The organism is Anoxybacillus ayderensis (genome assembly GCF_000833605.1).
Classification (GTDB): domain Bacteria; phylum Bacillota; class Bacilli; order Bacillales; family Anoxybacillaceae; genus Anoxybacillus; species Anoxybacillus ayderensis.
Genome location: NZ_JXTG01000004.1, coordinates 94,453 through 118,094 on the forward strand (window position 1 = coordinate 94,453; position 23,642 = coordinate 118,094).

Sequence of the window (23,642 nt, forward strand, 5' to 3'; positions counted from 1 at the left end):
TCGGAAAATGTCTAAATTTGTTTGAAGATCTTGACAACAGTTGATGTTTTATGATAAAAGAGGGTATATTGACATGTGAATAATCGAGCGATGAGCGGAACGAGTAGTGCTTATCTCCCTGCTGACAGAGAGCTAGTGGTTGGTGCGAACTAGCGTACAGGTAAGCATGAATTACCTCCGTGAGCATCTTTTGCGAACAGCTTGTGCGAAAGTAGCAAAAGACGGTATAAGCCGTTATATCAATGAAGCGAGAGGACATATATGTTCTCTAAGTAGGGTGGTACCGCGATGAAACTCGTCCCTTCATATGAAGGACGGGTTTTTTTGTTTCCATAACAAACGGAAAGGGTGGTTCAAATGGATTTGCTTCAAGATTTACAATTTCGCGGTTTAATTAATCAAATGACAGATGAGGATGGACTCAAAGCATTGCTAGCAGAAGAAAGTGTAAAAGTATATTGCGGTTTTGATCCAACGGCAGATAGTTTGCATATCGGTCATTTGCTTCCGATTTTAATGTTACGTCGCTTCCAACAAGCTGGTCACCAGCCGATTGCGCTCGTCGGTGGGGCAACAGGATTGATTGGAGATCCGAGTGGAAAAAAAGCAGAGCGAAAATTAAATGAAAAAGAAACGGTCGCTCATTACAGTGAGCGGATTAAACAACAGTTAAGCCGCTTTTTAGATTTTGACAATGAAAACAATCCGGCGATTATCGCAAATAACTACGAATGGATCGGTTCGCTTGATGTTATTACATTTTTGCGTGATGTCGGGAAAAACTTTGGAATTAACTACATGCTTGCGAAAGAATCTGTACAGTCGCGATTAGAAACAGGAATTTCTTTTACAGAGTTTAGTTATATGATTTTGCAGGCATACGACTTTTTGAAACTGTATGAAATGTATAACTGCAAGTTGCAAGTTGGTGGAAGTGACCAGTGGGGGAACATTACGGCTGGGCTAGAACTAATCCGAAAAACAGAAGAAGATGCAAAAGTGTTTGGATTAACTGTTCCGCTCGTAACAAAAGCAGACGGAACGAAGTTTGGTAAAACAGAAGGTGGAGCGGTATGGCTTGATGCTGACAAAACGTCCCCATATGAGTTTTACCAATTTTGGATTAATACAGATGACCGTGATGTTGTAAAATATTTGAAATACTTTACGTTTTTATCGCACGAAGAAATTATGGAATTAGAAAAACAAACAGCTGAAGCGCCGGAAAAACGGGCAGCACAAAAAGCATTAGCTGCGGAGATGACGCGTCTCGTTCATGGGGAAGAAGCGTTGCAACAGGCGATGAACATTTCTGAAGCACTCTTTAGCGGAGAAGTAGAAAAATTAACAGCAAATGAGATTGAACAAGGTTTTAAAGATGTACCATCGTATGTATGTCATGAAAAGGAAGTGGCGCTTGTTGATTTGCTCGTAGCGAGTGGCATTTGTCCATCGAAACGTCAAGCGCGCGAGGACGTAGCGAATGGAGCGATTTACGTGAACGGCGAGCGCATGCAAGACGTAAATAAAATCATGACAGAAGAAAATCGCATCGAAGGTCGCTTTACGATTATTCGCCGCGGCAAGAAAAAATATTATTTAATCCGTTATGCATAAAAAATCCTCTCTGCTTCGGCAGAGAGGATTTTTTATTAACGTGAGTAGAACTCGACGATTAATGCTTCGTTAATTTCTGCAGGCAATTCAGAGCGTTCAGGTAAACGAGTGTAAGTACCTTCTAATTTGTCCGCATCAAGCGTTAAGTAGTCAGGTACGAAGTTGTTTACTTCAAGCGCTTCTTTAATAATTTGAAGGTTGCGAGATTTTTCGCGAACAGAAATCGTTTGACCTGGTTTTACACGATAAGATGGAATGTTCACGCGGCTGCCATCAACTAAAATATGACCGTGGTTAACTAATTGGCGAGCTTGACGGCGAGTGCGCGCGAAACCTAAACGGTAAACAAGGTTGTCTAAACGAGATTCAAGCAAGATCATGAAGTTTTCACCATGTTTACCAGCCATTTTACCAGCTTCTTCGAACGTTTTACGGAATTGGCGTTCGTTTACACCGTACATATGGCGAAGTTTTTGCTTCTCTTGAAGCTGCATACCATATTCAGATAATTTTTTGCGTTGTCCTGGACCATGTTGACCTGGTGGGTACGGACGTTTTTGTAATTCTTTACCTGTACCGCTCAATGAAATGCCAAGGCGGCGAGAAATTTTCCATGTTGGACCTGTATAACGAGCCATAAATGCTCCTCCTTTGTTTTTATTTTTGGTAAAATAAAAACAGTCGTGCCTCACCATTTATCGCCATTTTGTTTTCATGTATCCTCGCCCTAGCAGCTGAGAGTTACACGATACAACCTCCAATTAGAGAATGACGCTCTCTATGGGGAACAAAATGGACATACAAATGTGAGCACAAAGGCTGCAATATTTTACACAAAGGCTATTATAGTTTTTTTTCGCGTCTAAGTCAACAATTTTTGTATAGTCTTTATAATAAGGAGTATGGTATGATATAATTGATAGGTCCTCAGTTTTAGAAATATGACAGAAACTCTCATTTTTTTATTTATATGGTTCATACATATAATAGAGAGGAAGTATGTGCGGGTGAGTGAAAAAAATGAACATTCAAGAACACGATCAATACGCCATATTTAAACAAAAGTTTTTCGATTGGTTTTTAACAGAAGAAGATTTTACGAATTTACCTCGCATCATCCAAGCGCTGATCACCTTATTGCAAAAAGAGTTTCACTTGTTAGACGTCACGTTTTATGTGCTTAACCCGTTTAAACACGCTTTTGAACCTGAAGTAACGACAAATCACATCATTGAACAGCAACAAGAAAAATATATGATTCCATTTGATGATCAGCTAAAACAACAGTTTGATGATGTTGTCGTCATCGATGATGAAAGCGAAATCAAAACCGTTCAGTTTGGTATACATTTTTCAGAAGATTCACTCGGTCTTATTCGTTTTCAGCTTCATGTGCGAGATATGATACCGAGGTCGTTAATTAAACAAATGAGACAAGACTTTTTAAAAGTGTTTGCTCGCATTCGCAAAGTGTCTGAAGTATTAAGTGAGGAAAAAAGATATGAACAATTGCATCGAGCGGCAACAAAAATTCATGCGTCTATGAATATTGGGGATGTACTTGAAGAAATTGTAAAAACGTTAAAAGAAGTGTATCCGACGTTTACGTTTCATTTGTTTTTATCTTATGACAGCACAACAGACCGAGATTTGCCGATTAAATTACTTACATTTGAAAATGAAGATGAGCACATGGGGGCAATGCAAGCGTATGTTACTGGACAAATTCAGCTTCACGATTCGCTCGTTCATAAAAAGTCTGTAATTTATGCCCCGATTAAAGGAGCCCAAGGCATTTACGGGGTGATCGAAATGATTGCTCCGACAATTATGGAGTTGCCAGAACGAGAAATGCGCTTTATTTCCTTATTAGCAAATACAGCTGGCAGCGCATTAGAGAATGCAAAATTATACGAACAATCAAAACGATTAATTGCTGATTTACAACTCATTAACGAGACGATTCACCACTTAAACACGAACTTACGCTTCCAAGACGCCTTGCAGTTTATGATTGAAAAAATTAAAACGTCATTTGATGCGGAAGAAGTCGGTTTTATTATTTTGCAAGAAAAAGAGCGTAAAGTACTTCCTGGAAGTACGGCATTTTTCCAATCACGCGAAGCAAAGGCATATGTAGATTTCGTTTTCCACCGCATTCAACATCCGCGGGATAATTTATTTTTAGGTGATGTAAAAATTCATAGCGATCATGCGAAACGTTTTCGTTCGCTTATGGCCGTACCGATGATGCGCGGAATGATGAAAGGTGTAGCGATCGTGCTACATCAAGAGGCGTACCACTTTTCGTTTGATATGTTTAAATTGTTACAATCACTTATCCATCATTCCACGTTGGCGTTTACAAACGCAGCATTGCGTGAAGAGCTTGAACGAATGGTCATTACAGATCGGCTAACAAATTTATATGCACGTCATTATTTAGATGAACGTATTCAACGTTCGATGGAAGAGGATGGATTAGGTACATTTATTTTAATAGATATTGATAATTTCAAAAAAATAAACGATACGTATGGGCATCAAGTAGGGGATGAAATTATTATTCAAGTAGCAAATATTATTAAAGCAAACATTCGCCAAAATGACATCGGAGCTCGATGGGGAGGAGAAGAACTCGCCATTTATTTACCGAAAGTGTCCATTAATGCAGGTTTATCGATTGCGAACCGCTTAGTACAAAAAGTTCGTGAGTTAACAAGCCCACCGGTGACGATTTCTTGTGGGGTATCGTACTGGAAGAAAAATCGTGCGGACTCTGTGAAAGAGCTATTTAATCGTGCCGATGAAGCGTTATATACAGCGAAACGGACAGGAAAAAACCGCGTCGTTGTTCAAGAATATTAAAAAGAGGCCAAATATTTCGGCCTCTTTCTTATATGTTAACATATTGAATAAGCGTTTCAACAAAACGTTGTAAATACTGTTCGTCTACCTCATCGAAACGATTTTTGATTGGGCTGTCAATATCAAGCACACCAATGACACGGCCGCTTTTTATCATCGGAACGACAATTTCAGATTGAGATGCAGCATCGCATGCGATGTGACCTGGAAACGTATGAACGTCCGCCACACGCACGGTTCGTTTTTCGGCCGCTGCTGTTCCGCATACGCCTTTGCCAAATGGAATGCGCACGCATGCGGGCAATCCTTGAAACGGTCCGAGAACAAGTTCATTTCCTTCTGTCATATAAAAACCGACCCAGTTAATATCGTGTAAAAAGTAGTTCAATAAAGCAGAAGCATTGGCTAAGTTCGCTACAACATTTTTTTCATCTGAAATTAATGCTTTCAATTGGTCGATGACAAGTGCATAATTTTCTTCTCTTGTCCCTGTGTATGTTTGTGCATGAAACATGTATTCCACTCCTTTATATCAACATATGTTCAATTCCTTGGTGAAGGCCAGCAACCGAGTGAGCATCTGAACCGTACACGAGCGGAATGCCGCGTTTTAACGCTTCTTTTACGACCCAATGAGGCGGATACGGCTCTAAGCAGAGCGGTTTCGTTGTGCCGGCACCGTTGTAGTCAAGTTCTAGTTGACGATTTTTCATTTCATCTAGAATACGTGTGATGATTTTGTTGTCATCATATTCACACGGGTATGCTCGATGAAACTTACGAACGAGCGTGATATGTCCGATACGTTTTGGTTTGTATGGTCCTAAATCGGCAACAACAGAAGCGAGAACGGTGTTATAATACGCATCATACACTCGTTCAACTGAACCAAACGATGCAACGATGTTTCCAAACATGTCCTCGCTATAATCGATACACATGTACTGATTGTCAATGTGCAAAAAATGAACGGATAAAATGCTATCGTCTAATTGTGGGCCGATTTTATTTAAAAATGTTTTCGTTTCTTGTTCATATCCGACAATGAAATCAACTTCTAATCCGACATGAATACGAATATGCCTTTCGTACTGTTTTTTTAATGATTGTAAAATTGATACGTACGACGCTAGTTGTTCTTCTTTCATCGCGCTATCTTGATAAGGGGTTGGATCGATAAATCCTTTCGGAAGCGGTGCGTGTTCGGTAAATGAAATATCTGTATAACCAAGCGAAATGGCCTTTTCGATATATTCATGCAACGCATCGTCACTTCCGTGAGGACAAAACGGTGTATGAATATGCCCGTCACGCACGTTTTTCACCTCTTTTGGCGCAAAATTCGACAAAATCACGTTTTTTTAGGAAAAAAATTAAAATTTTTGCTCAAAAAATGTTGCTAACATGGTATCATAAAATCATTGAAAAGAAAATGCCTTCTCCATAAAAAAGAAAGCTTGACAACAAGGAGGCCCATTATGGAATTTGTAGCGATTAGTGCGCTCCTCTTTATTGGAGGACTTACATATACATACGTGTACCGAAAACGTTTATATAAACAAATCGATCAATTAGAACAATGGAAAATTTCTTTAATGAATCGCCCCGTACCAGAAGAAATGGCGAAAATTAAGGCATTAAATATGATGGGGGAAACAGAGCAGCTGTTTGAAAAATGGCGGAACGAATGGGATGATATTGTCGCTGTTCAACTGCCAAACATAGAAGAGAAGTTGTTTGATATTGAGGAAGCAGTGGTCAAATATCGGTTTATGAAAGCGAAAGATGCGTTACAGCAAACAAAACAGCAGCTTCAAGAAATTGAAGGGAGCATTCAACGCATTTTATTAGAGTTACAAGAATTAGTTGGAAGTGAAGAGAAAAATCGTGAAGAAATTGAACAGTTAAAGGAAAAGTATCGCCAAGTAAAAAAAGCGATGCTTACTCAACGTCATACATTCGGGCGCACGGAAACTGCGCTTGAATCGCGATTAAATACTCTTCAACAACAATTTCAAACATTTGAACAGCTAACGGCGGAAGGGAATTATTTAGCTGCCCGTGAAGTAGTGTTGCTCATTCAAAATGAATTAAATGAGTTGAATCGTTTTATTGAACAAATTCCGCTTTTACTTAGCGATGCGCAAGTTGAAATTCCAGCACAACTTGACAATATTGTCGAAGGGTATCGTGAACTGTTAGAAAAAGGGTATGTGCTTGACCATCTTCCAGTTGACAAAGAAGTGGAGGCGATCCGCGGAAAAGTGTCAGAAGTGCTTGCGCTGTTAGAAACGCTTGCTGTCGATGAAGCAGAAAAGCTTCTTCGAGAAGCACAAGAAGATGTTGACACGTTGTACGATTTGTTAGAGAAAGAAGTGTATGCGGAACGCTTCGTTCATGATGAAACGGAAAAAATTGAGCAAACGCTTTACGAGTTAGAAGAAGAAACGAAAGAAACGCGCGATGAAACGTTGTTTGTTCAGCAAAGCTATCATTTATCACAAAGTGATCTTGACAAATATCGACACATTGAAAAGCAAGTGCAACAATTGATGAAGCGATTTATGTTAATTCAAACGAAAATGATTGAGGAACGTTTAGCTTACTCGCTTATTCGTGAAGAGTTGGAGGAAATTTTAGCGCAAATTGCTGCGGTGAAAGAAAAGCACGCCCAGTTTCGAGAGCACTTATATGCGCTAAGGAAAGATGAATTAGCAGCGCGTGAGAAATTAGCAGAAATGAAAAAACAATTGTCTGAAGCGATTCGGCTCGTGAAAAAAAGCAAACTTCCTGGGTTACCGGAATCTTATATGTTGCAAGTGAGCGAGGCGCGTGAAAGCTTAACGCGTGTGTCGCTTACATTAGACGGAAAGCCGTTAAATATGGAGGCCGTTCATCAAGCGCTAGACGAGGCGATCTTGTTTGTGCAACATGTATGTGACCAAACAAAAGAAATGATTGAACAAGCTCGATTGGCTGAACAAGTCATTCAGTATGGAAACCGTTACCGTCGTCGTTTCCAAGCGGTGAAAGAAGGATTAGAGGAAGCGGAGCAGTTGTTCCGACGATACGAATACGAATTAGCCTTACAAAAGGCGATTGCTACGGTAGAGCAAGTGGAGGAAGGAGCGTTTGAACGTATTCGTGAGTGGTTAAAAGAAAACGAGTGAAAGGGAATCCCTTCACTCGTTTTTAACTTGCTTTTCTTTCGGTACGTGTGACATGATTTGTTTTGTTTAGCAACAAACCGATCAAGCCACCGACGAGCGCCGGTGTGAGCCAACCAATTCCTTGTTCAAACAAAGGCAATGTTTTTTCGTATACGTGTAAAATGGCTGATACATCAAATCCCGCTGTTTTTAGCCCATCAACGACGCTAACAAGAAATGTACCAGCAATCGCTCCGATGTAAACCGTTTGTTTCCCGCCAAAATAGTCATGTAAAAACGATAAAGCGACAAGAGTAATGGCTAACGGATAAATGATAATAAGCACAGGAATGGATAACGAAATAAGTTTTGTTAAACCGACATTTGCGATGAACGCGCTAAAGACGCTCATCACGATGACGAGCATTCGATAAGAGAACTTTGGCGAAATTTTCGAAAAATAGCTTGCGCACGATGATAATAAACCGACAGATGTCGTTAAGCACGCAAGCATAATAATAACCGATAAGATGGCTGTCCCGGCTTGCCCAAATAAGTAAGTGGCTGCTTGGCTAATAATTTCTCCGCCGTTATCGCGATAACCAATCGCCTGCACGCTTGATGAGCCGATGAAAGCGAGCGATAAATAAACGAGCGTTAGTCCAGAGGCAGCAATGAGCCCAGCTTGAATGCAAAGTTTTGTCAGTTGTTTTTTGTTTGTTATTCCTTTTTGTTGAATAGCTTGAATGACAATAATACCAAAAACGAGCGCAGCAATGGCATCCATCGTCAAATATCCGTCAATAAACCCTTTAAATAACGGAGCATGTGCGTAGGCATCGGTTGGTTTTTGGATCTCGCCCATAGGTGTCCATATACTTTTGATAAAAAACAAAGTAAGACCGACAAGTAAAAGCGGCGTTAATAACTTACCGATGCGATCAACTAATTTCGATGGATTTAACGCCAACCAAAGCGATACAATGAAGTAAATGACTGTATACGCGGCTAACATGATAGAACGATCGGCTGTTTCAGGTAAAAATGGTGTCACCCCAATTTCAAACGAGACAGTCCCTGTACGTGGAATACCGAAAAATGGGCCGATCGCTAAATACATGATCGTTGTGAAGATAACACCAAATACAGGATGTACTCGACTAGCTAATTGTTGTAAATCACTTCCTGTTTTTGCGATGGCGCTTACGGCTAAAACGGGTAATCCGACGCCAGTAATTAAAAAGCCAGCAATAGCAATCCATACGTTTTCTCCTGCTGCTTGTCCGAGAGCAGGAGGAAAAATCATGTTGCCAGCGCCGAAAAATAAAGCAAATAACATGAAACCGACAGCGATTAAATCTTTTTTCGACATGTTGATCCTCCTTTGTTGTCTCCGTACCAGCCTATATACTACCATATAAAATAAAAATTTTGTCGTTTTTATCAAAAGTTTCAATCTTTAAAATATTCTTTGATCATTTCTTTTTTGAATAAAGATGTGATAATATAAGAAGGCTGTTTGTATATGAACGTATATGGAGGCAAGGGCGATGATGTATTTAGATAATAGCGCCACAACAAAACCGTTTCCAGAAGTGTTGCAATCTTTTATGAAAGTAGCGAATGATTATTTCGGGAATCCGTCGTCGCTACATGGATTAGGCATGCAGGCAGAGCGATTGCTTACACAAGCAAGAGAACAAATCGCACGTCTGCTCGAGGTGAAACCGACCGAAGTGATTTTTACATCAGGTGGGACGGAAGGAAACAATTTAGCAATTAAAGGGGTTGCTTGGCAACACCAGCAGCGCGGGCGTCATATGATTACAACAGCGATTGAACATCCGTCCGTTACCGAAGCGTGTAAGCAGCTTGAACAACTTGGCTTTCAAGTGACATATGTGCCCGTCGATGAGCGTGGCATCGTTTCTCCAACACATATTGAACAAGCGTTGCGTGACGATACGATTCTCGTTTCTGTGATGCATGTCAATAATGAAGTAGGTTCCATTCAGCCAATTGAACAAATTGGTATGTTGTTAAAAAAATATCCGAAAGTGCTTTTTCACGTTGATGGAGTACAAGGTGCGGCGAAAGTGCCGCTTCATTTAAAGCGCGCAAATGTTGATTTATATACGATCTCCGCTCATAAATTTCACGGTTTAAAAGGAGCAGGCGTATTATATGTTCGCGAAGGTGTACGCCTTTCTCCACTTTTATCTGGTGGGGCACAGGAAATGCAGTTACGTTCTGGAACAGAAAATGTCGCTGCCATTGTAGCGATGGCGAAAGCGTTGCGATTGTCTGTTGAAAAATATCACGAATCCTCTGCTCGCCTCGGAGAAATGAAGCGAGCGCTTATCGAACGTTTACAAGCGATTGAAGGCATTGTTGTTCATACCCCGTTTGAACAATCGGCTCCGCATATTATCCATTTTTCTTTAGAAGGAGTCAAATCAGAGGCGTTTGTGCATGAATTAGAAAAACAACATGTATATGTATCAACAACATCAGCTTGTTCATCTCGGAAAAAAGCGCCAAGCAAAACATTGTTAGCTATGGGAGTTGAAAAAATGCGAGCGGAGCGCTCGATTCGCATAAGCTTATCATATGAACAACAAATGGAGCACATTCCAATAATAGTTGAAGCTATTGAACGAGCATACGAACGATTAAAAATAGTAGCGAGGGGAACGAAATGACGTACGATCATATTGTAATTCGTTACGGTGAAATGTCGACAAAGGGAAAAAACCGTTTGCAATTTGTACGATGCTTAAAACGAAACATAGCGAAAAAATTAAAACATTTTCCAAACATTCAAATTGAAGCGTTGCGCGATCGGATGTACGTTCGTTTACATCATACACCACCGCAACCTGTCATTGAAAAATTGCAAGAAGTGTTCGGGATTCAATCGTTAAGTTTAGCGTTAAAAACGGAGAGCGATTTGGAAAAAATAAAGGAAGCGACACTTTTTTTTGTTAAACAATTTCCGCATGAAGGGAAAACGTTTAAAATATCCGCAAGAAGAGCGGATAAACAATTCCCGATCACAACAAATGAATTAAACTATGAGCTTGGGAGTTATGTGTTAAAAAATACAACAGGTTTAACGGTCGATGTCCATCATCCCGACATTGATGTTCGTGTCGAAGTTCGAAAAGAAGGAACGTACATTACAGCGTACGACGTGCCGGGAGCGGGCGGTTTGCCTGTTGGAACGAGTGGGAAAGCGATGCTCATGCTTTCTGGTGGAATTGATAGCCCTGTAGCGGGATATTTGGCAATGAAGCGCGGTTTGCAAATTGAAGCGGTTCACTTTTTTAGCCCGCCGTTTACAAGTGAACGAGCAAAGCAAAAAGTCATTGACTTAGCTCAACGTTTGACGGAATTTGGCGGAACGATTCGCCTTCATATCGTGCCGTTTACGGAGTTGCAACAAGCCATTTATAAGCAGGTGCCAGAAAACTGTTCCCTCATTTCCACTCGTCGTGCGATGTTGCGCATTACAGATGAAATTCGCAAAAGGGAAAATGGACTAGCGATCGTGACGGGAGAAAGTTTAGGACAAGTAGCTAGCCAAACACTTGAAAGCATGGTTGTTGTCAACGATGTAACAACGACACCAATTCTTCGACCACTTATTTCAATGGATAAAACGGAGATTATTGCAATTGCTGAACGAATTGGAACACATCATATTTCCATTCGTCCATATGAAGATTGTTGTACAATTTTTACTCCAAAAGCACCGAAAACGAAACCGAAAAAAGAGAAAATTATTCAATATGAACAGTTTTTACCTTTAGACGAAATGATTGCGGAGACGGTCGCTCGCGTCGAAACGATTACGTTAAAACCAGATCAACCATTGGATGAGCTCTTTTAGATGACGTATGAAGTCCATTCGTTTTGCACAACATATAGATGCGAGGGGGTGAAAACGAATGGCAAATCGAAATCGATTGCTCGTCCCTGGTGTGCAACAAGCGATTGACCAAATGAAATACGAGATCGCTCAAGAATTTGGTGTGCAGTTAGGTCCAGATACAACTGCACGAGCAAACGGTTCTGTTGGTGGCGAGATTACAAAACGTCTCGTGAAGATGGCAGAACAACAACTAAGTAGTCAAAATAAATAATAAATAATAAATAAAACTCGGTAGCGCGTCCTACCGAGTTTTTTATCTTTTAAAAATTTTTAGAAAAGTTATACAAAATCATTCGGTTTTTTTGTATAATTTTCTTGTACCATATGGTTAAGGGGGAGAGGGAAATGAATTTAATCGCACCAGAAAAGTATAATTTGACAAGTGAATTTGAAAAGTATGCAGATGATCCAAACCGAATCGCTTTAAAATGGGAAAGTGAAGCAGGAGAAACAAAAGAGCTTACATATGTTGAATTGATGAAACAGGCGAATAAAATTGCAAACGCTTTCGCTAGACACGGGTTACACAAAGGGGATAAAGTACTCGTTATGCTTCCGCGTTTGTTAGAGGCATATGCAGTATATATTGGAGCATTGAAAGCAGGACTTGTCGTTATTCCGAGCTCTGAAATGTTGCGCACAAAAGATTTACAATATCGCATTTCTCATGGGGAAGTAAAAGGAGTTGTTGCGTATTTTCCATATATTGAACAATTTTCTTCGATTGAAGGTATGGAAAATATCGTTTCGTTTTCTGTCGGCGGTTCGACTGAGCGCTGGCTCGATTTGCATGACGAAATGGCAAAGCAAAGCGATACATTCATGGCTGTAGAAACGTCGCGAGAAGATATGGCGTTTTTATCGTATACATCGGGAACGACAGGAAATCCAAAAGGTGTAGTGCACACGCACGCTTGGGCATATGCCCATTTACGAACAGCAGCAAAAAATTGGCTTTGTATTGAAGAAGGAAACCTCGTTTGGGCAACGGCAAGCCCTGGATGGCAGAAGTGGGTGTGGAGTCCATTTCTATCGACTCTTGGCTCTGGAGCGACAGGGTTTGTGTACTACGGTCGGTTTGAGCCAGAAAAATATTTACAGTTATTAGAGAAATATAACATTAACGTGCTTTGTTGCACACCGACAGAATATCGTCTCATGGCTAAAGTCCCGACAATTTCCCAATATAAATTACCGCATTTGCATAGCGCTGTATCTGCTGGCGAACCGTTGAATCGTGAAGTGATCGATACGTTTGAGCGCTATTTTGGTGTTCAAGTTCGCGATGGATATGGACAGACAGAAAATACATTGCTTGTCGGGGTTATGAAAGGAATGAAAATAAAACCGGGATCGATGGGGAAGCCAACGCCAGGAAATCGTGTCGAAATTATTAATGAGTTTGGTGAGCCTTGTGCCGTTGGAGAAGTTGGCGATATTGCTGTTCATGTTGACACACCGGCTTTGTTTAAATGCTATTATAAGGATCCGGAGCGAACAGCGATGCAGTTCCGTGGGGAATATTATATTACTGGTGATAAAGCGAAAAAAGATGAAGATGGTTATTTTTGGTTCGAAGGTCGTGGCGATGATATTATTATTAGCTCCGGCTATACGATTGGACCGTTTGAAGTAGAAGATGCGCTAGTGAAACATCCATTTGTGAAAGAATGTGCTGTTGTCGCTAGTCCAGATGAAATTCGGGGACACGTTGTTAAAGCGTTTATTGTATTGCGTGAAGGAGTAGATAAAAATGATCCGAATTTAATTCCACAACTTCAAGAGCATGTAAAGCAACTCACAGCACCGTATAAATATCCGCGCAAAATCGAGTTTGTCGACGATCTGCCAAAAACGACTTCGGGAAAAATTCGTCGTGTTGAATTGCGCGAACGTGAAATGAAAGCGATGCAAAAATAACATATTCCGCTCCGATTCATTCGGAGCGGAAAAAAAGCTTGACGGACTAAAAAAAATTGTGTACTATTCTTTTTAGAATTTTCTTAAAATTAAGAAATGTTTTTTATGAACTCTTTTGATAACGCTTACATTTTTGTTTTTTCGTTGTGTAAAGTCATAAAGATATAAAAACGTCCATAAAGTGTTATCGAAAGAGAGAGAAATAAAGAAAAAGGGGGGAATGAAGTGGGTATATTGAAAGTGCAAAACGTGTCCATTCGCTTCGGCGGTGTATTGGCACTTGATTCGGTTTCCTTTGAAGTGAAAGAAGGGGAAATTTTTTCATTGATCGGCCCAAACGGAGCAGGAAAAACGAGTATGTTGAACTGTATTAGCGGGCTGTATAAACCGACAGAGGGCGATATCTTTTTCAAAGATGAGCGCATTACACATGTGAAGCCGCATAAACGAGCAGCCTTAGGCATTGCACGGGCTTTCCAAAATATCGAGTTATTTCCCCATTTATCTGTATTGGACAATCTTATGCTCGGCAGGCATGTGCGCATGAAAACAGGAGTGCTTGCAGGTGGATTGTACTGGGGGAAAGCGCAAAAAGAAGAAGTAGAGCATCGTTATAAAGTCGAAGAAGTAATCGATTTTTTAGAGCTCGAACATGTGCGCAATGTGCCTGTTGGTACGCTATCTTACGGTCTACAAAAACGGGTAGAAGTCGGTCGCGCATTAGCCATGGAGCCTGATTTACTATTGCTTGATGAGCCAATGGCTGGCATGAACAACGAAGAAAAAGAAGACATGGCGCGTTATATTATCGATATTCATGAAGAAAAAAAGACGACAATTATTTTAATTGAACACGATATGGGCGTTGTGATGGATTTATCCAATCATATCGCTGTGTTAGATTTCGGAAAATTGATCGCGTACGGAACGCCAAAAGAAGTGCAAACAAATCCGCGCGTCATAGAAGCATATTTAGGAGAAGAACATGCGGGATAAAGGGGGAGTTTTATGGAACAAATGACGTTTCCACAGCTATTAGCCGCTCGTGCGCGACAAAAACCAACGCAAGTCGCTCTGCGCGAAAAAGATTACGGCATTTGGAACGAATACACATATAGAGACTACTACGAACAAGTGAAAGCGCTCGCATTAGGGCTTGCTTCGCTCGGGTTTCGACGCGGCGATAAATTAGCTATTATCGGCGATAATCGACCTGAGTGGGTATTTAGCCAACTCGCAGCTCAAAGTTTAGGAGGCGTTTCCGTTGGCATTTATCAAGAGTCGTTACCAAACGAATTAGCGTATATTATCGACAATTGCGATGCGACGTTTGTCGTTGTTGAGGATCAAGAGCAAGTTGATAAAGTGTTAGAAGTTGAACAAGAGCTTTCGAAAGTGAAACATATCATTTACTACGATTCGCGCGGTATGCGAAACTATAAGCACGATAAATTATTGTATTTTCAAGATGTACAAACGCTCGGTCGCCAATTTGAACAAATGCACCCGACATATTTTGATGATGAAGTGCAAAAAGGATGTTATGATGATATCGCCATTTTATCGTATACGTCTGGAACGACGGGCAATCCGAAAGGGACGGAACTTTCTTATCGCAACTTATTCGAAATGGCAAAAAACCTCGCAAAAATCGATCCACTTGACGAACAAGACGAATACCTTTCATTTTTACCGCTCGCTTGGATAGGCGAACAAATGATGACCATTTCAATGGCATTCCACTGCAACATTGTTGTGAACTTTCCAGAAGAACCTTCAACGGTGTTTGAAAATTTACGAGAGATCGGACCACACGTCATGTTTTCACCACCGCGCATTTATGAAGACATCGTTTCAAAATTTCAAGTGCGCATTCAAGACGCAAGTTGGTTTAAGCGAAAAATGTATGAATGGTGTAAGCCGATTGGTGAAAAAGTAGCAGAAGCTCATTTTACGAAAAGCGATGTTTCCTTTTGGACAAAATGCTTGTATAAACTTGCTGATTATTTCGTTTTTAGCGCTATTCGTGACCATTTTGGGTTGTTGCGCTTAAAGCGAGCATATACAGGTGGCGCTCCGTTAGGTCCAGATGTGTTTCGCTTTTTCCATAGCATTGGGGTGAACGTAAAAAGCATTTACGGTCAAACAGAAGTATCAGGAATTGCGATCGTTCATCGCGATGGGGACATTAAAGTAGATAGCGTTGGCATACCAATCCCAGAAACAGAAGTAAAAATTTCTGAGCAAGGCGAAATTTTATTAAAAAGCCCGAGTGTGTGTTGTGGCTATTATAAAAACGAAAAGGCGACGAAAGAGACGATTGAAGACGGCTGGCTTCATACAGGCGATGCAGGGTATATAGATGAATCAGGTCATTTGTATGTTATTGATCGTTTAAAAGATGTCATTCGCTTACAAACAGGTGAGATGTTTTCGCCACAGTTTATTGAAAATAAACTGAAATTTAGCCCATACATTCAAGAAGCGGTTGCCATTGGGCGCGATCGTCCGTACGTTGTGGCGATCATTAACATCGATATGGCTAATGTCGGACGATGGGCAGAGAAAAATCAGCTTGTGTATACGACATATTCTGATTTGTCCGCGAAACAAGAAGTTATTCAACTCATTCAAGAACAAGTGAATGAAATTAATCAATCGTTGCCAGAGAAGGCGCGTGTGAAAAAGTTTGTTTTGCTTTATAAAGAGCTTGATGCGGACGATGAAGAATTAACGAGAACGAAAAAAGTGCGCAGGCAATTTATTGCTAAAAAATATGCCTCACTTATTGAAGGGATGTACTCAGAAACGGATCACATTGATGTAGAAGGAACAATTAAATATCGTGATGGCAAAGAACAAGTCATTAAAACGACGTTAAAAGTCGTCTCGATTGATGAAGGGGAGGGAGCAGCGTAAATGGCTTTTTTCTTGCAAATGCTTGTCACTGGTATCGTCGTTGGAAGCGTATATGCGCTCGTTGCGCTAGGGTTTGTTCTCATTTACAAATCGAGTGACGCTATTAATTTTGCACAAGGTGAATTTTTGCTCATCGGGACGTACGTTTGTTTGACGCTTGTGGCTAGCTATAACGTTCCATTTATTGCTGCCTTGTTGCTCGCTTTAGCGTTTAGTGCGTTGCTTGGCTGGAGCGTAGAAAAAGTTGTGTTGCGTCCTTTCATTGGAAAGCCAGTCATTTCTATGATTATGGCAACGATCGGATTATCGAGCGTACTTGCAGGGATTGTCCATATTATTTGGGGGCACGAAACGCGCGTATATCCACCTGTTTTTTCAGAAAAACCGTTGCAGTTTGGTGAAGTCATTATCGCACCTGTATACGCATGGTCGTTTGTCATTGTTATGATTTGGCTCATGATTTTTACGTTGTTTTTCAAATATTCCCGATTCGGTATTGCAATGCGAGCGACAGCAGATGATCAACAAGCGGCTTTGTCTATGGGGATTAGCGTCAAAACAATTTTTGCGATTGCTTGGGCGATTGCAGCCATCGTATCAGCTGTTGGCGGGGTGCTATTAGGAAATATTAACGGAGTTAACTCTTCGCTTTCACTAATCGGATTAAAAGTGTTACCTGTCGCTATTTTAGGTGGGCTTGACAGCATCCCCGGGGCGATCATTGGCGGTATTTTAATCGGGATTATTGAAAGTATGACAGGAGGATATTTAGACCCGCTTGTCGGTGGGGGGTTGAAAGAAGTGATCCCGTTTGTCATCCTCGTCATCATTCTAATGGTTAAACCGTATGGGCTATTTGGAAAGAAAGAAATCGAAAGGGTGTGAGAAATGGTGCGAAATCCGTTTGTGATGCAATGTGGTGAATTTCATGTTGATTATAGGCAAGATATGGCCATTTGGAAAATTGCTCGCGTGCGTTGGCGTATTTTTATGATTGTAGCGCTATTTGCTCTTTTTCCTATGGTCGCGACAGACTATGTAGTCGGTTTAGCGACATTATGTGGGATTGCAGCTATTGGTGCGATCGGATTAAATATTTTGACGGGCTTTACTGGCCAAATTTCAATCGGGGTTGGCGCATTTTTAGGGGTAGGAGGTTATACATCAGCGATTTTAACAACGAAATTAGGGCTTAGCTTTTGGGTTGCTTTCCCGCTTGCTGGGTTAACTACTGCGCTTGTCGGTGCTTTGTTTGGGATCCCGTCTTTGCGTTTAAAAGGGTTATATTTAGCCATTGCTACATTGGCGGCGCAAGTCATCATTTTGTTTGTCATTTCAAGGTGGGACTCATTAACGGGGGGGACAGCTGGGCTCGTATTGAATCGTCCCCAAATCGGTTCGTTTACGTTTATGAGTGAAACGAGCTATTACTATTTAATGTTCGTTGTTTTACTGATCACAATCGTCTTCTCACTCAACTTATTTCGCACGCGTGTCGGGCGGGCGTTCATTGCGATTCGCGATCGCGATATTGCTGCAGAAGTAATGGGTATTGATTTGTTTAAATATAAAGTGCTTGCCTTTTTCGTTAGCTCGTTTTTCGTCGGCATTGCTGGCGCGCTTCTTGGTCATTACACGATGATTGTCAGCCCTGAGCTTTACAGCATTTCTGTTTCAATTGAATATTTGGCCATGATTTTAGTTGGTGGTTTAGGAAGTGTATTTGGCTCATTGTATGGGGCTGTGTTTATTACGCTTATGCCCGTTGTGCTACGAAGCGTTGTCGATGTATTGAGCGGCACGTTTCCTGGATTAGAGGGAGTGCTTGTTGGGATGAAGGAAGTCGTTTTTGGAGTTGTGATCATTTTATTTCTCGTGTATGAGCCAGATGGGTTAAATAAAATTTGGTCAAATATAAAAAATTATTTCCGCCTTTGGCCATTTTCTTATACGAAGTAGTATAAAGCGGCATATCCGCTTTATATACAAACAAAAAAACATAAGGGGGATGAATGAATGAAGAAAAAAGGTGTACTACTCGCTACATGGCTTCTCGGAGCAAGCATGTTATTCGGGTGTTCAGGAGGTGACAAAACAGCAACAGAACCGGCAAAAGAAGGAGAAAAAGAGCAGGGAACGATTAAAATTGGTGCATTGTTTGATATTACAGGCGCAACGGGAGATGTTGGTACACCGTATGCTGAAGGAGAAAAAGCGTATATTGAATACATTAACTCAAAAGGTGGGGTAAACGGCTATAAAATTGAGCTTGTCGGGCAAGATTACGCTTATAAAATTCCTGAAGCGCAAAAGTTGTATCAAAAATATAAAGCGAGCGATAAAGTGTCAGCGATTTTAGGATGGGGAACAGCCGATACGGAAGCGTTGCGGCAACAAGTTGCAGCAGATAAAATACCATTTTTCTCAGCTTCTTATTCAGAAAATTTAAAAAATATAAAAGAAAGCCCATACAACTTTTTGACAGCGGCGTCGTATTCCGACCAGGCACGCTCAGTGCTTCGTTGGATTAAAGAAAATCATACAGGTGGCACGCCAAAAGTTGCGCTTATTTATAATGACACGGCATTTGGAAAATCACCAATTCAAGATGCAAAAGACTTTGCGAAAGAAATTGGTGTAGAGATTGTGGATGAACAAATTGTTGACTTAAAAGCGCTTGATGCGACATCCCAGCTATTGAACATGAAGAAAAAAGCGCCGGATTATGCGATTATTCAACAAACATGGGGCGCGACAGCAACGATTTTAAAAGATGCGAAAAAATTAGGCATTGACACGCAATTTATCGGTTTAAACTGGACAACTGGTGAAGGATTGATCCCGATTGCAGGGGATGCGGCAGAAGGGTTTATCGGAGTGGTGACACATGCGTTTCCATATGAAGATTTACCAGGGATGGCTGAAGTGAAAGAGTATTTAGCAAGCAAGGGTGAAAAATTAGAGGACAAAAACCAAAAATTTATTCAAGGATGGGTTACAGCGAAAATTTTAGTAGAAGGAATTAAGCGAGCGGATGATCCAACGACGGGAGAAGGCATTCGTCAAGGATTAGAAAAATTAAAAGATCTTGATTTAGGCGGCTTAGCTGCACCAGTTACGTTTACGGCTGATAATCATGCGGGAACGAATCAAATTCGTTTAGCGAAAGTTGAAAACGGACAGTTTAAGGTGTTTACAGACTACTTCGGATATTAAAGTGAATGAAAGGGTGTTTTCAACAGGAAGCACCCTTTCGCTTTCAGAAAGGGGGAGACGAATGCTTACGTTAAACAATGTGGAAGTGATGTATAACCGCGTTATTCTCGTGTTAAAAGGTATGTCAATGGTTATTCCAGAAGGAAAAATTGTCGCGTTGCTCGGCAGTAACGGGGCAGGAAAAACAACAACGTTAAAAGCCATTTCGGGATTACTAAGAAGTGAAGATGGCGAAGTAACAGATGGATATATTGAGCTATATGGAGAACGAATCGAGGGAAAAGATGCAGAAGAAATTGTGAAAAAAGGGATTTTTCAGTGCATGGAAGGAAGACGCGTGTTTGAACATTTGACGGTAGAAGAAAATTTAATCGTCGGTGCTCATACGCGAAAAGATCGCCACAATATTAAAGCAGATTTACAAAAAGTGTATCATTACTTTCCGAAGCTTCATATGTTACGCCATCGCCAAGCAGGATATTTATCGGGTGGAGAACAGCAAATGTTAGCAATCGGTCGTGGCATGATGGCAAAACCAAAAATTTTACTGCTCGACGAACCATCGTTAGGAATTGCCCCTTTGCTTGTGAAAGAAATTTTTTCGATTATTAAGCGAATTAATGAAGAAGAAGGAACGACAATTCTCGTCGTCGAACAAAATGCAAACATCGCATTATCGATTGCGCACTACGGATATATTATGGAAAACGGTCGCATCGTAATGGACGGTCCTGTCGAGAGATTACTTGAAAATGAAGATGTAAAAGAATTTTACCTCGGGATGAGCGAAAAAGGGCGTAAAAATTATCGAGAAGTGAAGTCGTATAAACGGAGAAAGCGGTGGTTGTAATGGAAAGATGGAAATCGTTTTTGATTGAAGCGTATGAGCGGTCTACGGCATTGCGCGAGCGATTAGACGCTGAAAACATTAATCCACATGAATTAGAAACGATTGAGCAACTGAGTCGCATTCCGGTATTGAAAAAAGAACAATTACCTCTTTTACAAAAACATGAGTTGCCATTTGGAAATATGATTACAACACGATCGAATGAATTGGCACGCATTTTTATGTCCCCAGGACCGATTTACGATCCGCAAGGAAAAGAAGAGGATGATTGGGGATTTGCAGAAGCGCTTCGAGCGGCTGGATTTACAAGCGATGATATTGTACAGAACACGTTTTCATATCATTTGTCTCCAGCAGGTTTTATGTTTGATAGCGCTCTTCGTCGTATCGGTGCAACCGTCGTGCCGGCAGGACCAGGCAATCGCGAATTGCAAGTGCAGCTCATGAATGATTTGCAAGTGACTGGGTATGTTGGAACACCAAGTTTTTTATATTTATTGTTGCAGTATGCGGATGAAAAAGGAATACATGTCACGGTGAAAAAGGCGTTTTTTACGGCAGAAAAGTTAACAGAAAGCATGCGCGAACAGTTTGAACAACGGGGTATTCATGTTTTTGAAGGATATGGGACGGCTGATTGCGGTTGCATTGCATTTGAAGATCATCAAGGTCCAGGTTTAAAAATTAGTTCGCGAGCTATCGTCCAACTGTGCGATCCGATTAGCGGAGTACCGCTTGATGAGGAGGGAGAAATAGTTGTTACGATATTTGATCGCACGTATCCGCTTGTTCGATTTGGCACGGGAGATGTGTCACGTTGGGTCGATGGGTATAAAGGCGAGCGTATCGTTGGTGTGCTTGGACGTGTTGGAACAAGCGTAAAAGTGAAAGGGATGTTTGTGCACGAACAACAGTTGAAGCAAGTCATGGTTGAGGTAGGATGCCCGCTATTTCAAGCGGTCGTAACAAATGAAGGTGGTCATGATCAATTGACGATTTACATCGAAAAAGAGCTGAATGAAGAAGCGAAACAAAAAATAAAAAACGTTATTCGTGTTACACCGACATTTGTTTCCGTTGATCGTGTAAATGACGGAGAGCGGTGTCTCATCGACCAAAGAAAATGGTAAAAAGAGGCGTAATGCCTCTTTTTACAAAAATGTCCGCTTTACTTTTTCCCAGAAAGAGTTATCTTTCAGTTTGACTGTTTTAATCACTTTTCCACTTAATGCAACATCAATTTTTTCGATATGTTGAATGCTTAGTGCTTCATTATCCATACCGATAATTGGATAGTCGTTTCCGTCTTGTACCACTTTTAATGTCAACTTGCGATTCCCGCTTAAAATAAATGATGAACCGAGCGTGCGATAACGATTATTGTTTAGTGACGCTAATTCGCTTACTTGAAAGCACGGAAGCATCGGGTCTACGACTGCCCCATTGACCGATTTATTGTAAGCTGTACTTCCAGTAGGTGTAGCAATGATCATTCCATCGCCTCGGAACGTTTCAAAATGCAAATTGTCGATAAATACGTCCATGACAAACGTTTTAATAATACTTGAACGAATCGTGCATTCATTTAAACAATAAAATGACGTAGAATCATTGACTGTCACATAAATCGTTGGATATTTACGCACTTCGATTTGTTCCGTTGTCATCGCCTCAATCATTTTTTCTGTATCGTGAATATGAAAATCACAATACATACTTAATGAGCCTAATGTCGAAATGCCAGCATATAAGCAATCGTCACGAAATCCGGTTTTTCTTACCGCTTGCAAAAACGTACCGTCTCCACCGACGCTTACAATAATGTTTGCATGTTTTGCATTATCCACGACTTCAAATTCATACTGTTTGGCGAGTTCAATGAGCGGTTGAACTTGTTTCGTCGTTTCTTCATCATGTTTATGAAAGAAGTACATGCGATTACGGCGTTCAGTCATCGTTTTCCCTCCGTTAAAATGTCCTCACGTTTATTTTATCATTTATTTTCCATTCATAGCGAATTTATTCGTTTAATTTTGCTCATTTTTGTCGAAAATGTCATCGGGAAGGAAGTGAAAAACCGATGATTTTCGTGATTGCCATCATCTTTATTACCTTCTTAGCGATTATTCCTTTTTTATATGTGCGAATCACCATTCAATTTCAACATACCCAAGACGATGATCAATTAACAATACATATTCGCCTTCTTCGTTTTCTTCGTTATCGTTTTACGATTCCGCTCATTGAAATATCGAAAAAAGAAGCAGGATTGGTGACAGAAGAGAAAACGAATATGGGGAAAGATGAAAAAACGACATTTACCGTTGCTGATGCGCGCCAACGTTTAGCACAAATCAAACAGTGGGTAAATGACATCGTTCATTTACATACGATTATAAAAAAATTTTTACAAAACGTTTCCGTTTTACAGTTTCAATGGCATACGCAAATCGGTGTGGGAGATGCGGCAAAAACAGCGATGCTCGTTGGGATTGGCTGGTCAGTTAAATATTATATGGTAGCAATCATTAGCAAATATATGAACGTTTGTAGCGCTCCTTCCATTTTTATTGCCCCTTTTTTTCAAGGCGCATTATCGCGTACATCGTTTACATGTATGATTCGATTTCGAATCGGTTATGCTATATTAGCAGGACTGAAGATCGTCAAACATTGGAAAAAAGGTGCAAAAGTTGCTAGGAGGAATGAAAATGAATGGACATCCGATTGAAGGGTTAATGACGACAGCGATGGAAAATTTAAAGCAAATGATCGATGTCAATACGATCATCGGTGATCCTGTCGAGACACCGGATGGAAGCGTCATCTTAACTGTATCGAAAGTCGGTTTCGGCTTTGCGGCCGGCGGTAGCGAGTTTATGTTGAATCATGGAAATGAACAACAAAAAGAAGCTCATCCGTTTGGTGGCGGAAGTGGTGGGGGTGTATCGATTACACCGATTGCTTTTTTAATTGTGAACAGTTCAGGTGTGAAGCTACTACATGTAGATGAAAGTACGCATTTATATGAGAAAATTTTAGATCTCGCCCCGCAAGCGATCGAAAAAATTCAACAAATGTTCGAGAAAAAAGAAAAGCCGAAGCAACAACAAAACGAAGTATCAGATTTTGATATTTAGTCTCAATCGAAATAATTGAATTTTTCATC

General features: G+C 40.7%; 21 protein-coding genes and 1 other annotated feature. Of the genes, 16 read left to right on the forward strand and 5 right to left on the reverse strand.

All coding sequences use genetic code 11. The features are described 5' to 3' along the window. Positions 1–81 precede the first annotated feature (81 nt). Positions 82–306, forward strand: a binding site (T-box leader). A gap of 51 nt (positions 307–357) precedes the next feature. Continuing rightward, positions 358–1,617, forward strand: a complete 1,260-nt coding sequence (gene tyrS, locus JV16_RS06115; protein ID WP_021095612.1) for a tyrosine--tRNA ligase — start codon at positions 358–360, stop codon at positions 1,615–1,617. A 35-nt stretch (positions 1,618–1,652) separates the two neighbouring features. Here the strand turns inward: tyrS and rpsD are convergent, their stop codons facing one another. Next, positions 1,653–2,255 (reverse strand): 30S ribosomal protein S4, encoded by a 603-nt coding sequence (gene rpsD, locus JV16_RS06120; protein ID WP_021095613.1) that lies wholly within the window; start codon positions 2,253–2,255, stop codon positions 1,653–1,655. Between the two features lie 382 nt (positions 2,256–2,637). Between rpsD and JV16_RS06125 the strand changes: the two genes are divergently transcribed. Beyond that, positions 2,638–4,485 (forward strand): sensor domain-containing diguanylate cyclase, encoded by a 1,848-nt coding sequence (locus tag JV16_RS06125; RefSeq protein ID WP_042534835.1) that lies wholly within the window; start codon positions 2,638–2,640, stop codon positions 4,483–4,485. A 28-nt stretch (positions 4,486–4,513) separates the two neighbouring features. Here the strand turns inward: JV16_RS06125 and JV16_RS06130 are convergent, their stop codons facing one another. Further along, positions 4,514–4,999 (reverse strand): GAF domain-containing protein, encoded by a 486-nt coding sequence (locus JV16_RS06130; protein ID WP_042534731.1) that lies wholly within the window; start codon positions 4,997–4,999, stop codon positions 4,514–4,516. Positions 5,000–5,012: 13 nt separating this feature from the next. Then, positions 5,013–5,801, reverse strand: a complete 789-nt coding sequence (hisJ, locus tag JV16_RS06135; RefSeq protein WP_021095616.1) for a histidinol-phosphatase HisJ — start codon at positions 5,799–5,801, stop codon at positions 5,013–5,015. 162 nt (positions 5,802–5,963) lie between these two features. On the opposite strand from hisJ, the gene ezrA reads away from it, so the two are divergent. Then, on the forward strand, positions 5,964–7,655 hold the full coding sequence (gene ezrA / locus JV16_RS06140; protein ID WP_042534733.1) for a septation ring formation regulator EzrA: 1,692 nt from the start codon (positions 5,964–5,966) through the stop codon (positions 7,653–7,655). A 22-nt stretch (positions 7,656–7,677) separates the two neighbouring features. Here the strand turns inward: ezrA and brnQ are convergent, their stop codons facing one another. Continuing rightward, positions 7,678–9,006, reverse strand: coding sequence for a branched-chain amino acid transport system II carrier protein (gene brnQ / locus JV16_RS06145; protein ID WP_042534735.1), 1,329 nt, complete (start codon positions 9,004–9,006; stop codon positions 7,678–7,680). Positions 9,007–9,184: 178 nt separating this feature from the next. Between brnQ and JV16_RS06150 the strand changes: the two genes are divergently transcribed. From JV16_RS06150 to JV16_RS06200, 11 genes are all read left to right on the forward strand, one after another. Further along, on the forward strand, positions 9,185–10,336 hold the full coding sequence (locus JV16_RS06150) for a cysteine desulfurase family protein (RefSeq protein ID WP_042534737.1): 1,152 nt from the start codon (positions 9,185–9,187) through the stop codon (positions 10,334–10,336). After that, positions 10,333–11,526: a tRNA uracil 4-sulfurtransferase ThiI gene (thiI, locus tag JV16_RS06155; RefSeq protein WP_042534738.1), complete on the forward strand. Its 1,194-nt coding sequence runs from the start codon at positions 10,333–10,335 to the stop codon at positions 11,524–11,526. The genes JV16_RS06150 and thiI overlap by 4 nt, the downstream gene beginning before the upstream one ends. Before the next feature lie 58 nt (positions 11,527–11,584). Continuing rightward, positions 11,585–11,779 carry an alpha/beta-type small acid-soluble spore protein gene (locus tag JV16_RS06160; protein ID WP_009361549.1) on the forward strand — a complete coding sequence of 65 codons (195 nt, stop codon included), beginning with the start codon at positions 11,585–11,587 and terminating at the stop codon, positions 11,777–11,779. Between the two features lie 134 nt (positions 11,780–11,913). After that, positions 11,914–13,488: an acyl-CoA synthetase MbcS gene (mbcS, locus tag JV16_RS06165; RefSeq protein ID WP_042534740.1), complete on the forward strand. Its 1,575-nt coding sequence runs from the start codon at positions 11,914–11,916 to the stop codon at positions 13,486–13,488. A 225-nt stretch (positions 13,489–13,713) separates the two neighbouring features. Then, a complete protein-coding gene (locus tag JV16_RS06170) occupies positions 13,714–14,484 on the forward strand; it encodes an ABC transporter ATP-binding protein (protein WP_042534742.1) in 771 nt (256 codons plus the stop codon). A 12-nt stretch (positions 14,485–14,496) separates the two neighbouring features. After that, the gene (locus JV16_RS06175; RefSeq protein WP_042534744.1) at positions 14,497–16,407 is read left to right on the forward strand and encodes an AMP-binding protein; all 1,911 of its coding nucleotides are present in this window, start codon (positions 14,497–14,499) and stop codon (positions 16,405–16,407) included. After that, positions 16,408–17,292: a branched-chain amino acid ABC transporter permease gene (locus tag JV16_RS06180; protein ID WP_009361545.1), complete on the forward strand. Its 885-nt coding sequence runs from the start codon at positions 16,408–16,410 to the stop codon at positions 17,290–17,292. Positions 17,293–17,295: 3 nt separating this feature from the next. Then, the gene (locus JV16_RS06185; RefSeq protein WP_171334775.1) at positions 17,296–18,366 is read left to right on the forward strand and encodes a branched-chain amino acid ABC transporter permease; all 1,071 of its coding nucleotides are present in this window, start codon (positions 17,296–17,298) and stop codon (positions 18,364–18,366) included. 57 nt (positions 18,367–18,423) lie between these two features. Then, positions 18,424–19,623 (forward strand): ABC transporter substrate-binding protein, encoded by a 1,200-nt coding sequence (locus tag JV16_RS06190; protein ID WP_042534746.1) that lies wholly within the window; start codon positions 18,424–18,426, stop codon positions 19,621–19,623. Positions 19,624–19,684: 61 nt separating this feature from the next. Then, positions 19,685–20,473: an ABC transporter ATP-binding protein gene (locus JV16_RS06195; protein ID WP_009361542.1), complete on the forward strand. Its 789-nt coding sequence runs from the start codon at positions 19,685–19,687 to the stop codon at positions 20,471–20,473. Further along, positions 20,473–21,603, forward strand: coding sequence for a phenylacetate--CoA ligase family protein (locus JV16_RS06200; protein ID WP_042534748.1), 1,131 nt, complete (start codon positions 20,473–20,475; stop codon positions 21,601–21,603). Before JV16_RS06195 ends, JV16_RS06200 begins: the two co-directional genes overlap by 1 nt. 21 nt (positions 21,604–21,624) lie before the next feature. On the opposite strand, the gene JV16_RS06205 is transcribed toward JV16_RS06200, so the two are convergent. Next, on the reverse strand, positions 21,625–22,428 hold the full coding sequence (locus JV16_RS06205) for an NAD kinase (protein ID WP_042534750.1): 804 nt from the start codon (positions 22,426–22,428) through the stop codon (positions 21,625–21,627). Positions 22,429–22,553: 125 nt separating this feature from the next. Between JV16_RS06205 and JV16_RS06210 the strand changes: the two genes are divergently transcribed. Together JV16_RS06210 and ytfJ are read left to right on the forward strand one after the other, a co-directional pair. Further along, positions 22,554–23,204: a DUF2953 domain-containing protein gene (locus tag JV16_RS06210; RefSeq protein WP_042534752.1), complete on the forward strand. Its 651-nt coding sequence runs from the start codon at positions 22,554–22,556 to the stop codon at positions 23,202–23,204. Then, a complete protein-coding gene (gene ytfJ / locus JV16_RS06215; protein ID WP_042534754.1) occupies positions 23,185–23,613 on the forward strand; it encodes a GerW family sporulation protein in 429 nt (142 codons plus the stop codon). The genes JV16_RS06210 and ytfJ overlap by 20 nt, the downstream gene beginning before the upstream one ends. Positions 23,614–23,642: the final 29 nt, after the last annotated feature.